The organism is Streptomyces sp. NPDC059524 (genome assembly GCF_042749255.1).
In the GTDB taxonomy this organism is placed as follows: Bacteria; Actinomycetota; Actinomycetes; order Streptomycetales; family Streptomycetaceae; genus Streptomyces; species Streptomyces xanthii.
This window is the reverse complement of the sequence record NZ_JBHYTK010000183.1, coordinates 1,962-14,379: the sequence shown is the minus strand read 5'-3', so window position 1 is coordinate 14,379 and position 12,418 is coordinate 1,962. Positions and strand designations below refer to the sequence as shown.

Below are 12,418 nucleotides of genomic sequence, written 5' to 3'. Positions count from 1 at the left end.
CGCGTCCCACCTCCGGCGCCCCGACGCGGCCTATGAGGAGCAGACTCAGAGGGTGGTCACGGAGCTGCGCCACATGCTGGCGGGCGCGGCGGCGGGCTGGACGGGGACGCGGACGGCGATCTGGACGGGTGGCGCGGCCTGCGTCCTGTCCGTGGCGGCCCTCACCGCCGCACTCCCGAAGCTCCTCACCTACGACGCCGACACCGACGAGGACGCCGTGCGGCGCCGCGACGCGGCCGCGGTCTGACCCTCCGGACGGACTTCAGTCCTCGTCGTCGGGAGAGCCGGGCGTGCCCGAGGACTTGTCGTGCCAGCGCGGGTCCCCCTCCCATTCGAGGTTCCGCTCACGCGCCGTCTCCATGGCGTGCGCCGCCTCCTCGCGGGACGCGTACGGCCCGAACCGGTCCTTGGCGGGGCACTCGGGCCCCTCCTCGACCTTCTGGTGCTCCAGGCAGTAGTACCACTCACCCGGTTTACCGACGGTCCGCTTCTTGAACAGGGCCACGGCCGACTCCTCTCCTCAGGATCTCCTCAGGGCGCTCAGAGCCATGGTCCCCCACTGCCGCTCGTTACACTCGCTGGCATGTCAGTCCCGTCGCAGTCGTCGCTTCTCGTCCCCGGGGAACAGTCCCCGATCCGCTCCGTGCCGGGGAACATCCGGCGCCCCGAGTACGTGGGCAAGCCCGCGCCGGCCCCGTACAAGGGTCCCGAGGTGCAGACGCCCGAGACGATCGAGGCGATGCGGATCGCCGGCCGGATCGCGGCGCAGGCGATGGAGGAGGCGGCCAAGGCGATCGCGCCGGGCGTCACCACGGACGAGCTGGACCGGATCGCGCACGCGTACATGTGCGACCACGGCGCCTACCCCTCGACGCTGGGCTACCGCGGCTTCCCGAAGTCGCTGTGCACGAGCGTCAACGAGGTCATCTGTCACGGCATCCCTGACTCGACGGTCCTGCGCGACGGCGACATCGTGAACCTGGACGTGACGGCGTACATCGGCGGCGTGCACGGCGACAACAACGCGACGTACCTGGTCGGCGACGTGGACGAGGAGTCGCGTCTGCTGGTCGAGCGCACCCGCGAGTCGCTGAACCGGGCGATCAAGGCCGTGAAGCCGGGCCGCCAGATCAACATCATCGGCCGCGTCATCGAGTCGTACGCCAAGCGCTTCGGCTACGGGGTCGTGCGGGACTTCACCGGGCACGGCATCAACTCGTCGTTCCACAGCGGGCTGATCGTCCCGCACTACGACTCCCCGCACGCGACGACGGTGATCCAGCCGGGCATGACGTTCACGATCGAGCCGATGCTGACGCTGGGCACGCACGACTACGACATGTGGGACGACGGGTGGACCGTCGTGACGAAGGACCGCAGGCGGACGGCTCAGTTCGAGCACACGCTGGTGGTCACGGACACGGGCGCGGAGATCCTGACCCTGCCGTAGTCCCCCGCCGCCGCCGTACGTGAGCCCGTCCCGGAGATCCGGGGCGGGCTCTTCTCGTACCCGCTTCTCGTACCCGCTTCTTATGTTCGGCTGATCGGGGAAGGGGTAAGTTCTGTTACCGACACACTGTCGGGAAGATGAAACGGCTCGCGGAGGCTTCATGGACACCCCGTTCTCCACCCTGATCCGCACGGCGTCGCACGAGCAGCACACGGAGGCGGAGACGTCGACGTTCATGGGCGACCTGCTCGGCGGCGCGCTCGGCGTGGAGGCGTACGCGCGGTACACGGAGCAGCTGTGGTTCGTGTACCGGGCGCTGGAGGCCGATGCGGAGCGGCTGGCGCGGGACGCGGTGGCGGGCCCGTTCATCCGGCCCGAGCTGCTGCGGGTGCCGGAGCTGGAGCGGGATCTGGCGCATCTGCGGGGCGCCGGGTGGCGTTCCTCGGTGTCGGCGCTGCCGGCGACGCGGGAGTACGCGGCGCGGGTCGCGGAGTGCGCCGCGTCCTGGCCCGGCGGCTATGTGGCGCACCACTACACGCGCTATCTGGGCGACCTCTCGGGCGGGCAGATCATCCGCGACAAGGCGGAGCGGACCTGGGGTTTCGCGCGCAAGGGCGACGGTGTGCGTTTCTACGTGTTCGAGCAGGTCGGGAACCCGGCGGCGTTCAAGCGGGGCTATCGCGAGCTGCTCGACAAGATCGCGGTGGACGACCTGGAGAAGCAGCGGGTGATCGCCGAGTGCAAGCGGGCCTTCGCGCTGAACACGGCCCTGTTCTCGGCTCTGGGCGAGGAGTTCTCCTCGGCCGCCTGACCTCCGCCTGACCTCCGCGCGCTCTCCCCGCTCCGGCCGCCGCGGGGGTTCAGCGGGCGGCGGCCAGCCGGACGCGTCCCCCGACCTCGATCCACCCCTCGGGCTGGGGGGCCGTCAGGATCTGGGAGCCGGCGCCCTGGCGGATGTTCAGGGCGCGGCCCAGCCGGTCCGTGAGGAGCAGCGCGGCGGCGCCCGTCGCCTCGTCCTCCACGATGCCGTCGTCGCGGCCGGGGAAGGCCCGGGCGCGGACCCGTCCGGCGGCCTCGTCCTCCCAGGCCCAGGCGTAGATCCACTCCCCGCTGGGCGGCACGGGCAGCGCGTCGACCTCGGCGGCGGACCCGTACCGGCGCAGGGTGCGCGGCGGGGCCCACTCGGCGCGGGCCTCGATCCAGCTGAACTCGCCGTCGAGGCGGGCGCCGACGACGCCCGCGGGCACGCTCAGCTCGGGCACGTCGAGGAGCCATGCGGAGCCGACGCAGGGGTGGCCGGCGAAGGGCAGGCGCAGGGTCGGCGTGTAGATGTCGATGACGCCGCGCTCGGGGTCGTCGACGAACACGGTCTCGCTGAAGCCGAGCTTCCCGGCGAACGCCTGGCGCTCGGCCCGGCCGGGCAGCAGGGAGCCGTCGCGCACGACGCCGAGCTCGTTGCCGTGCCGGCCGTCGGGCCCGCAGAAGACGCGCAGCACGTCGTAGGGCACGTCGTCCATGTTCTCCATGCCGTTCCCCATGCCGCTCCCCCCGCGGTTCTCCGTGCCGTGCTCCGTGCGGTTCTCCACGTCCCGCAGTGAACCACGCCGTCCGGGCCACCAGCCGACTTGACCCTCTCTTGACCAGCTCCTGGGTCGCTGGTGGGTCGGTCGTGTCCGGGCCGCGACCACCGCTCTCACATGAGAGCTGAATCACGGGACAGAGGGGTAGAACTGAGGTAAGCCTCATATAAGTTAGGGCCGCCTTAGTCGTTAGCTGCCGTACGACCCGTACTTACCTGGAGCCCGCATGCGAGCCGTCCGACTCACTGCCGCCACCGCCGTCGCCACGGTGGCTGCCCTGACCGCCGTCACGGGCTGCACCGAGAAGAGCGACTCCAAGGACAAGGGTTCCGACGCGGTCAAGGTGACCGCGACCGACGACAGCTGCAAGGTCTCGGCCACCTCGTTCCCCGCCGGCCACGTCAAGCTCGCGGTCGAGAACAAGGGCTCCAAGGTCACCGAGGTCTACGTCCTGTTCCCGGACGACCGGATCGTCACGGAGCGCGAGAACATCGCCCCCGGCACCAAGGCGAACATCACCGCGGAGATCAAGGCGGGCGACTACGAGATCGCCTGCAAGCCCGGCATGACCGGCAAGGGCATCCGTCAGAAGGTGAAGGCGACCGGCGGCAAGGCGGCCGCGAAGCGCGACCCGCGCCTCGACAAGGCCGTGGCCGAGTACCGCACGTACACGCAGGCGCAGGCCGACGAGACGCTGCCCAAGGTCAAGAAGTTCACGGACGCGATCCGCAAGGGCGACGTCGAGGCCGCCAAGAAGGCCTACGCCGACTCCCGCATCGGCTGGGAGCGCACCGAGCCCGTCGCCGAGTCCTTCGGTGACATCGACCCGAAGGTCGACGTCCGCGAGGACGGCCTGGAGGACGGTCAGGACCCGAAGACGGACTGGACCGGCTGGCACCGCCTGGAGAAGTCGCTGTGGAAGGACGGCAAGATCGGCTCCCGTGAGAAGGAGCTGGCGACGCTGCTCGACAAGGACGTCAAGGACTGGCAGAACCGCGTCGGCAAGGCCCTGATCACGCCGACCTCGATGGCGAACGGCGCCAAGGAGCTGCTCGACGAGGTCGCCACCGGCAAGGTCACCGGCGAGGAGGAGACCTACTCGCACACCGACCTGGTCGACTTCAAGGCCAACGTCGAGGGCGCCGAGAAGGCGTACGACCTGCTCAAGCCGGTCGCCACGGAGAACGACGCGGCGCTCACCAAGGAGCTCGACCGCCAGTTCGCCGCGCTGAACAAGCTGCTCGACGAGTACCGCGAGGACAAGAAGTCCTACGACTTCACCTCCTACGACAAGGTCGGCGAGGCGGACCGCAAGGAGCTGTCCGACGCCGTGAACGCGCTGGCGGAGCCGCTGTCCAAGCTGGCCGCGGCCGTCGTCGTCAAGTAAGTCGTCGTCAGGGAACCGGCGGACGTTCGAAAGGCATCAGGAGGCAGCCCATGGCCGACACCGACACGGACCAGGTCAAGGACACGGGGACGGCGACGTCCCCCGCCCCGTCCCGGCGTTCCCTGCTCGCCGCCGGAGGGGCCGGGCTCGCGCTCGGCGCCGCCGCGGCGGGCGGGGCCGTCGCGCTCACCCGTTCCGGGGCCGACGACGACATGCAGCCGGCCGCCGAGACGGGCGGCGCCGTGCCGTTCCACGGCGCGCACCAGGCGGGCATCGCGACCCCGGTCCAGGACCGGCTGCACTTCGCGGCGTTCGACGTGAAGACGGACGACCGCGAGGCGTTCGTGCAGCTGCTCAAGGACTGGACCGAGGCCGCCGCGCTGATGTGCGAGGGCCGCACGGTCGGTGACGGCGCGTACGGCGGGCTGCCGGAGGCGCCGCCGGACGACACGGGCGAGGCGCTCGGCCTCAAGCCGTCCCGGCTGACCCTGACGATCGGCTTCGGCCCCTCGTTCTTCGACAAGCACGGCAAGGCGTTCGGGGTCGCGGACAAGCGGCCCGAGGCGCTCGTCGAGCTGCCGAAGTTCCCCGGCGACAACCTCGACAAGGCGCGCAGCGGCGGCGACCTGTGCGTGCAGGCCTGCGCCGACGACCCTCAGGTCGCGGTGCACGCCATCCGCAACCTGGCCCGGATCGGCTTCGGCAAGGTCGCCATCCGCTGGTCGCAGCTCGGCTTCGGCAAGACGTCCTCGACGACGCCGGACGCGCAGACCCCGCGCAACCTGTTCGGCTTCAAGGACGGCACCCGCAACATCGCGGGCACCGAGAAGGACCGCCTCTCCGAGCACGTGTGGGTCGGCGACTCGACGTGGATGAACGGCGGCTCGTACCTCGTGGCCCGCCGGATCCGGATGAACGTCGAGACCTGGGACCGCACCTCGCTGCAGGAGCAGGAGGACGTGTTCGGCCGCGACAAGCGCGAGGGCGCGCCCGTCGGCAAGGCGAAGGAGCACGACCAGCCGTTCCTGAAGGCGATGAAGCCGGACGCGCACGTGCGGCTCGCGCACCCGGACGCCAATCACGGGGCGACGATCCTGCGGCGCGGCTACTCGTTCACCGACGGCACCGACGGGCTCGGCCGGCTCGACGCGGGCCTGTTCTTCCTCGCGTACCAGAAGGACGTGCGCAAGGGGTTCATCCCGGTGCAGCGGAGCCTGGCGGCGGACGCGCTGAACGAGTACATCCAGCATGTGGGTTCGGCCGTGTTCGCCGTGCCGCCGGGCGTGCGGGACAAGAACGACTGGTGGGGCCGCGGCCTCTTCGAGCGCACGGAGGCGTGAGGGCATGTTCGCGAACTATCTGATCGGCCTGCGCGAGGGCCTCGAGGCGAGCCTGATCGTCTGCATCCTCATCGCCTACCTGGTGAAGACGGACCGCAAGGACGCCCTGAAGCCGGTGTGGCTCGGCGTCGGCGTGGCCGTGCTCGTGGCCTTCGGGTTCGGCGCGGCGCTGGAGTTCGGCTCGCAGGAGATGACGTTCAAGGCGCAGGAGGCGCTCGGCGGTTCGCTGTCGATCGTCGCCGTGGGCCTGGTGACGTGGATGGTGTTCTGGATGCGGCGCACCGCCCGGCACCTGAAGTCGGAGCTGCACGGCAAGCTGGACGCCGCGCTGCAGATGGGCACGGTGGCGCTGGTCGTCACGGCGTTCCTCGCGGTGGGCCGGGAGGGCCTGGAGACGTCGCTGTTCGTGTGGACGGCGGTGCACGCCACCAGCAACGGCACGTCGGAGCCGGTGATCGGCGCGCTGCTCGGTCTCGCCACGGCGGTGTTCCTCGGCTGGCTGTTCTACCGGGGCGCGCTGAGGATCAACCTGGCGAAGTTCTTCACGTGGACCGGCGGCATGCTGGTCGTCGTGGCGGCGGGCGTGCTCGCGTACGGCGTGCACGACCTGCAGGAGGCGGACTTCATCGGCGGTCTGAACAACCTGGCCTTCGACATCAGTTCGACGATCGCGCCCGACGGCTGGCTGGGCACGCTCCTCAAGGGCGTCTTCAACTTCCAGCCCGACCCGACGGTGCTCCAAGTCGCCGTGTGGTGCGCCTACTTGGTGCCGACGCTGGCGCTGTTCTTCGCCCCGCCCGGCCTGTTCTCGCGCCGTACGCGGCAGCGGGTCGAGGCCTGAGGCCCGAGGGCCCCGGCGGAACTACGGCCTGCCTCTTCCCGGTAGGGTTCGGCCCCGGGAAGGGGTAGGTGAGGTCAAGGTCATGAGCGAGGTCAGGAACAGGCGCGGGCGCCCGGCCGCGGCGGTCGTGGCGGCGGCCCTGCTGTCCCTCACGGCGAGCGGGTGCGTGACCGTGCACGGGGAGCTCGAGGTCGTCCCGACGACGACGAAGGCGGAGGCCGCGCGGGCTCTGGACACCTTCGTGACCGCGTACAACAAGGCGGACCGGACGTACGACCGGTCGGCCGACGAGAAGTACGTGACCGGGCCGCTCGCGGCGATCGACGCGGCCAAGCTGAAGGCGGGCCACGCGCTGCAGCCCGAGGGCAATCCGAAGCACTCCCCGCTGAAGCTGACCGACGCGAAGTTCACCGTGCCGAAGAAGGCGGGCTGGCCCCGCTGGTTCGTCGCGGACACGGACAGCAGCCGCGGTACGGGCACCCGCTGGCTCCTCGTCTTCACCCGTGACGCGGAGAACCGGCCGTGGGCGGTGTCGTACCTGACGGTGCTCCGGGAGAGCCAGGTTCCCGCGTTCGACGTGGACGCGGACGGCTGGGGCGAGGCCGTGGACGCGGACGCGTCCGGTCTCGCGGTGCCCCCTCAGAAGCTGCCCGCGCGGTACGCGGCGTATCTGAAGGACGGCGGCTCCGGGTTCGCGCCGGGCCCGTACACCTCGGTGACGCGCGAGGCCCGCGAGAAGAACGAGTCGCGGCCCGGTCTCGCGACGCAGTTCATCGACGAGCCGCTCACCTCGGGCGACAACGCCCCGGTCGCGCTGCGCACCAAGGACGGCGGGGCGCTCGTCTTCTTCACGACGCGGCGCTACGAGAAGCAGACCGCGTCCCAGGGCAGCGACCTTCCGGCGATCAACCCCAGCGTGAAGGCGCTGATGACGGGCGAGCCGAAGCAGTCCGCGACGTACGGCTACGTGTCGAACCAGGCGGCGCTCGCCCCGGCGGGCTCCTCCGGGCCGGTCCAGGTCCTCGGCCGGGTCCAGGGCATCACGACGGCCGAGGGTTCCTGAGGCCCGCGGCTACGAGGGCCAGGCGCCGGTGTAGTCCGGCTCGTCGGCACCCGTGTGGCGGGCGCACGCGTCGGTGAGCGCTTCGAGGAGGGTGAGCGGGTCCGGCAGCGGGTGCTCCGGGCCGCGCAGCCAGGTCACCGCGCGGTCGCCGGGCAGACGGGCCGGCGGGACCAGGGTGTAGGAGCCGCGGCAGTGCCAGCGCAGGCCGGGGTGCTCGTCCATCGTCTCGGGGTGGCAGTCCAGCTCGCAGGGCCACCACTCGTCCTCGTCGGCCGGGGTGCCGCGGGTCGCCGTGAAGAACAGCATGCGGTCGCCGCCGGACTCGGCGACGGGCCCGACCTCGACGCCGGTGGAGAGCAGCCGCTCCAGCGCCTCCTGACCGGCGGCCAGCGGGACGTCCAGGACGTCGTGGACCATGCCGGTCGCGGTGACGAAGTTGGCCTGCGGCTGGTGCCGGGCCCAGCGCTCGATCTGGCCGCGGTCCGTCGTGGACTGGGTCTGCCAGGCGAACGAGATGGGGTGCCGGCCCGGCGTCGGACAGCCGATGCGGTTGCACGAACAGCGGTAGTCGGCGGGGTGCGCGGCCGGGGCCAGCGGGAGTCCGGCCGCGGCGGCGGCCAGCAGCAGCGCCTCACGGTCCGGGTCGACGGGGGCCTGTCTGGGCGCCCGGGAGGCCTTCAGCCACCGGGTGAACCGGCCCAGGCCGCCGTGTCCGCTGCCGTCGTGCGCCGCGCCCATCTATCCCCTCACCATCGCCGTCGTGCCGAGTGACCGGATGAATCCCGGACCAACATGGTCCCACCATCCTGCGCCCCGGGTGGCCACACTTCCCATCCGGGGTACCCCGGGCCCGTACGGACAGGCGTTCAGGGGGTGGCGGGACGGGCCGCGATCCCGTACAGGGCGTACTCGACGAGACGGTCCGTGTACGCGTGGTCGAGTGGTCCGGTGCCCTGGAGCCAGCGCTGGGCGATCGGCGAGACGAACAGGTCGCGGGCGGTCTCGGGGTCGACGTCGGCGCGCAGCTGGCCGGTCTCCTGGGCGGAGCGCAGCCGGGCGGTGTAGAGGTCGAGGCCGGGCATGAGGAGGCGGCGGACGAAACCCTCGGCGAACTCGCGGTCGGCGAGGCCCTCGGCGGCCAGGGCGCGGGCGGGGGCCTCGAAGCGGGGGTCCTGGAGTTCGTCGACGGTGGCGCGCAGGACGAGCTTGAGGTCGGCGGCGAGGTCGCCGGTGTCGGGCAGGCCCGACGCGCCGACGGGGACGCCGGGGTGGTTCGCGGCGGCGGCGCGCGCGTTCTGCTCGTTGAGGTCGATGAAGGCCTCCATCAGGACCTCGGCCTTCGATCCCCACCAGCGGTAGATCGTCTGCTTGCCGACGCCGGCGCGGGCGGCGATGCCCTCGATGGTGGTGCGGGGGTAGCCGATCTCGCCGACGAGGCCGAGGGCGGCGTCGTAGATGGCACGGCGGGAGCGTTCGCTGCGGCGGGCCGCGTCGGGGGCCGTCTTCTTGGCGGGTGTGCTGGCTGGTGTGGCAGACATGGATCGAATGTAGCAGCGAAGCGAGGCGAGACGTGCCGTCTCATCACCTCTCGAAAAGCCTTGACAAGACGGTGCGTCTCACTCAGAGTGGAGCATGTTCCGAGAGCGAGACGAGACGTCTCGCCTAGTTGGTCGATTCGTGGAGGACACCATGACCCGAGGTGGATCAGGCGGCATGCTGGGCGTCGGCGGCACCCGCAGCAACCTCTCCCGCAAGGCGCTGCGCGGCGGCGGGCGCGGGGGCCGGGTGGGCGGCGGGGCCGCCGACCCGGTCACGCAGAAACGCGAGCTGCTCCGCAGGTTGCGGGATCAGCGGGGCGAGTCCGAGGCACCCTGACGATCGTCGCCGGGTGACGCCGCGCTCAGGCCGAGGCCGGGGGCCAGGGGTCGCCCCACTCCGCGTCCCGGGCCGCCCGGTAGAGCGACCCGTGCTTCTTCGTCACCGTGACGCGGTTCAGCCCGGGGACCGGCTCGCAGAGGTCGAGGAGGACCTGGCCCTTGCGGATCTGGGGCTTGCGCACGATGCGGGACTCGCCCCGCTCCGGGTCGAAGCGCACGGCCGCGACGTACGCGAACTTCTCGTCCTCGTACGCCAGCGAGCCTCCCTTGACCCGTCGGTGCAGGGAGGACCGGGCGACCCGCGCCGAGAAGTGGCACCAGTCCGTGCCGGCCACGATCGGGCAGGCCGCGCTGTGCGGGCACGGCGCGGCGACCTGGAAACCGGCGGCGATCAGCCGGTCGCGGGCCTCGATGACGCGCAGGTAGCCGTCCGGGGTGCCGGGCTCGATGACGACCACGGCCCCGCCCGAGGCGTCGGACGCGCCGGCCGCCGCGTCGACGACCGCCGCGCGGTCCGCCTCCGTCAGCTCCTTGAGCACGTAGGAGACGGTGACGAGATCGGCGCCGGGCAGCGGATCGCCGGTGCCGATGCGGCCGCGCTTCCAGGTGACCGAGGACTCCAGGCCGGCGTCGCGGGACGCGAGTTCGCGGCCGAGGGCGAGCGCGGGCTCGGACCAGTCGAGGACCGTCGTGGGGCGGGTGCCGGGCAGGACGTCGCGCGCGGCCCAGACCGCCGCGCCGGTCCCGCCCCCGATGTCGAGGTGGGAGCCGGGCAGCCAGTCGGCCGGGGCGGCGTCGAGCAGCGCGCCCAGCGCCGAGCGCACCGCCTCGAACGTGGCCGGCATCCGGTACGCCGCGTACGCCGCGACGTCCGCCCGGTCCCGCAGGATCGGCGCGTCGGTCGGGGTGGTGCCCCGGTAGCTGGCGATGAGCCGGTCGACGGCGCGGGCCGCCTGGCTGGGCGGCAGTCCGTCGAGGAGACCGGCGAGGGCCGAGCGGAGGGTGTCGGCGGAGGACTGGATCGGGGCGTTCACCCGGGAATTTTAAGGGGCGCCGAGCGGGATCACCGCGCGGGCGAGACGGGTGGCCGCGGCGGCGCGGGGCGCGTTGTCGGCGGGACGGCGGCGCGGGTGGACGGTGTTGGCGAGCAGCACGAGGAACGTGTCCGTGGCGGGGTCGACGACCAGGGACGTGCCGGTGAAGCCGGTGTGGCCGGCCGCTCCGTGCCCTGCGAGCTCGCCCATGAACCAGGGCTGGTCGACGGCGAAGCCGAGCCCGGGGGCGGCCAGCATGAGGTCGACGAAGTCGGGGCCGAGGATGCGCGCGGTGCCGTAGGAGCCGCCGCCGAGCAGGGTCCGGCACAGGATCGCCAGATCGGGCGCGGTGGAGAAGAGACCCGCGTGCCCGGCGACGCCGCCGAGCGCCCAGGCGTTCTCGTCGTGCACCTCGCCGCGCAGCATGCCGCGCTCGGCCTTGGCCCAGGGTCGGCCCTGGTCCTCGGTGGCGGCGGCGCCCGGCCGGGGCCCGAAGGAGGTGGCGGTCATGCCGAGCGGCCGGGTGATGCCGTCGCGGATCAGGACGTCGAGCGGGCGGCCGGTGAGGCGCTCCAGGACGTGCTGGAGCAGCAGCATGTTCAGGTCGGAGTAGCGGTGTTCGCCGGGCTCCGACGAGGGCCGCTCCGCGCGCAGGGCGGCGATCCGGGCGGCCTGGTCCGGGGCGTCGTACAGCGGGAGTTCGGGGCGCAGCCCTGAGGTGTGGGTGAGGAGCTGGCGGACGGTGATGCCATGCTCGGCGGCGGCCGTGAACTCGGGGACGTAGGCGCCGACCCGGGCGTCGATGCCGAGGGTGCCGCGCTCGATCTGCTGCACGGCGGCGATCGAGGTGAAGAGTTTGGTGAGCGAGGCCAGGTCGAAGGGGGTGTCGGGGGCCATGGGGACGCGGGCGGCGGGCGGCAGTTCCACGCCCCGGTCGGTGCGCTCGTCGTAGGCGGAGTAGCGCACCGCCCAGCCGCAGACGGCCTCGGCGGCGATCACCGGGCCGCGTCCGGCGAGCAGGACGGCACCCGCGCACCAGGGGTGCTCCCCCTCGGGCAGCAGACGCACGTCGCGTACGAGGTCGGCGAGGTGCGCGGCGTCGAGCCCGGCCCGCTCGGGGGTGCCGGGGCGCAGTCTTGGCGTGCTCAGCTTTCCCGCACCTCCTCGGCGCGCTGCTGCCAGGGGCGGCACAGCGTGACGAAGGCGAGGGCGGCGGCGAGTCCGCAGCCGAGCTGGACGACGGCCATGGGGACGGCGGTGTGCTCGCCCGCGATGCCGACGAGCGGCGAGGCGACGGCCCCTATGAGGAAGGAGGAGGTGCCGAGCAGCGCGGAGGCGGAACCGGCGGCGTGCGGGGTGCGCATGAGGGCGAGCGCGTTGGTGTTCGGGGTGGTCAGGGCCATGGAGGCCATGAGCGCGAACAGGCCGGCGGATACCGGTACGAGGCCGAGCCGCTCGGGGCTGCCGAACACGCCGGTGGCGACGAGGAGCAGGAATCCGGCGGCGAGGACGATGAGGCCGATCCCGGTGCCGAGGACCTTGTCGAGGTCGACGCGGCCGACGAGCAGCTTGCCGTTGAGCTGGCCGACGGCGATCAGACCGACCGAGTTCAGCCCGAAGAGCAGGCTGAAGGTCTGCGGCGAGGCGCCGTAGATCTCCTGGATGACGAACGGGGAGGCGCTGATGTAGGCGAACAGCGCGGCGAACGCGAAACCGCCCGCGATCATGTACCCGGCGAAGACGCGGTCGGCGAGCAGCCCGCGCATGGTGCGCAGCGCCTCGCCCACTCCCCCGCCGTGGGGGGGGGGCGGGGGCCCGCGGGCGGGGCGGCGCAGACCCCCCCGGT

General features: G+C 72.3%; 14 protein-coding genes and 1 pseudogene. 8 read left to right on the top strand and 7 right to left on the bottom strand.

The window, feature by feature from the left end; all coding sequences use genetic code 11:
• Positions 1-247, top strand: a pseudogene (locus ACFW9D_RS33810) (MFS transporter); the annotation flags it as partial.
• 15 nt (positions 248-262) lie between these two features.
• Here the strand turns inward: ACFW9D_RS33810 and ACFW9D_RS33805 are convergent.
• Positions 263-505, bottom strand: a complete 243-nt coding sequence (locus tag ACFW9D_RS33805; protein WP_188339259.1) for a hypothetical protein — start codon at positions 503-505, stop codon at positions 263-265.
• A 78-nt stretch (positions 506-583) separates the two neighbouring features.
• Here ACFW9D_RS33805 and map point away from each other — a divergent pair, with 78 nt between their 5' ends.
• Positions 584-1,450 carry a type I methionyl aminopeptidase gene (map, locus tag ACFW9D_RS33800; RefSeq protein ID WP_188339258.1) on the top strand — a complete coding sequence of 289 codons (867 nt, stop codon included), beginning with the start codon at positions 584-586 and terminating at the stop codon, positions 1,448-1,450.
• Between the two features lie 160 nt (positions 1,451-1,610).
• Positions 1,611-2,261: a heme oxygenase (biliverdin-producing) gene (locus tag ACFW9D_RS33795; RefSeq protein WP_384628429.1), complete on the top strand. Its 651-nt coding sequence runs from the start codon at positions 1,611-1,613 to the stop codon at positions 2,259-2,261.
• Between the two features lie 49 nt (positions 2,262-2,310).
• Here ACFW9D_RS33795 and ACFW9D_RS33790 read toward each other — a convergent pair whose 3' ends face one another.
• Entirely contained in the window at positions 2,311-2,967 is a 657-nt protein-coding gene (locus ACFW9D_RS33790) for a PhzF family phenazine biosynthesis protein (protein ID WP_188341594.1), read from the bottom strand.
• 289 nt (positions 2,968-3,256) lie between these two features.
• On the opposite strand from ACFW9D_RS33790, the gene efeO reads away from it, so the two are divergent.
• The 4 genes from efeO to ACFW9D_RS33770 all read left to right on the top strand — a co-directional run bounded on the left by efeO (position 3,257) and on the right by ACFW9D_RS33770 (position 7,661).
• Positions 3,257-4,417 (top strand): iron uptake system protein EfeO, encoded by a 1,161-nt coding sequence (efeO, locus tag ACFW9D_RS33785; RefSeq protein ID WP_384628427.1) that lies wholly within the window; start codon positions 3,257-3,259, stop codon positions 4,415-4,417.
• Between the two features lie 50 nt (positions 4,418-4,467).
• Entirely contained in the window at positions 4,468-5,757 is a 1,290-nt protein-coding gene (efeB, locus tag ACFW9D_RS33780) for an iron uptake transporter deferrochelatase/peroxidase subunit (protein WP_384628425.1), read from the top strand.
• Between the two features lie 4 nt (positions 5,758-5,761).
• Positions 5,762-6,598, top strand: coding sequence for an iron uptake transporter permease EfeU (efeU, locus tag ACFW9D_RS33775; RefSeq protein ID WP_188339254.1), 837 nt, complete (start codon positions 5,762-5,764; stop codon positions 6,596-6,598).
• An 82-nt stretch (positions 6,599-6,680) separates the two neighbouring features.
• A complete protein-coding gene (locus tag ACFW9D_RS33770) occupies positions 6,681-7,661 on the top strand; it encodes a hypothetical protein (RefSeq protein WP_188339253.1) in 981 nt (326 codons plus the stop codon).
• Positions 7,662-7,670: 9 nt separating this feature from the next.
• Here the strand turns inward: ACFW9D_RS33770 and ACFW9D_RS33765 are convergent, their stop codons facing one another.
• Entirely contained in the window at positions 7,671-8,399 is a 729-nt protein-coding gene (locus ACFW9D_RS33765) for a bifunctional DNA primase/polymerase (RefSeq protein ID WP_384628421.1), read from the bottom strand.
• 128 nt (positions 8,400-8,527) lie between these two features.
• On the bottom strand, positions 8,528-9,199 hold the full coding sequence (locus tag ACFW9D_RS33760) for a TetR/AcrR family transcriptional regulator (protein WP_384628419.1): 672 nt from the start codon (positions 9,197-9,199) through the stop codon (positions 8,528-8,530).
• A gap of 151 nt (positions 9,200-9,350) precedes the next feature.
• On the opposite strand from ACFW9D_RS33760, the gene ACFW9D_RS33755 reads away from it, so the two are divergent.
• Positions 9,351-9,536 carry a DUF6243 family protein gene (locus tag ACFW9D_RS33755; protein ID WP_188339250.1) on the top strand — a complete coding sequence of 62 codons (186 nt, stop codon included), beginning with the start codon at positions 9,351-9,353 and terminating at the stop codon, positions 9,534-9,536.
• 25 nt (positions 9,537-9,561) lie between these two features.
• Here the strand turns inward: ACFW9D_RS33755 and ACFW9D_RS33750 are convergent, their stop codons facing one another.
• The 3 genes from ACFW9D_RS33750 to ACFW9D_RS33740 all read right to left on the bottom strand — a co-directional run.
• Positions 9,562-10,572, bottom strand: coding sequence for a small ribosomal subunit Rsm22 family protein (locus ACFW9D_RS33750; protein ID WP_384628415.1), 1,011 nt, complete (start codon positions 10,570-10,572; stop codon positions 9,562-9,564).
• 9 nt (positions 10,573-10,581) lie between these two features.
• Entirely contained in the window at positions 10,582-11,763 is a 1,182-nt protein-coding gene (locus tag ACFW9D_RS33745; RefSeq protein WP_384628412.1) for a serine hydrolase domain-containing protein, read from the bottom strand.
• On the bottom strand, positions 11,718-12,418 hold a 701-nt coding region (locus tag ACFW9D_RS33740), incomplete at its 5' end, for an MFS transporter (RefSeq protein WP_384628409.1). The genes ACFW9D_RS33745 and ACFW9D_RS33740, both read right to left, overlap by 46 nt.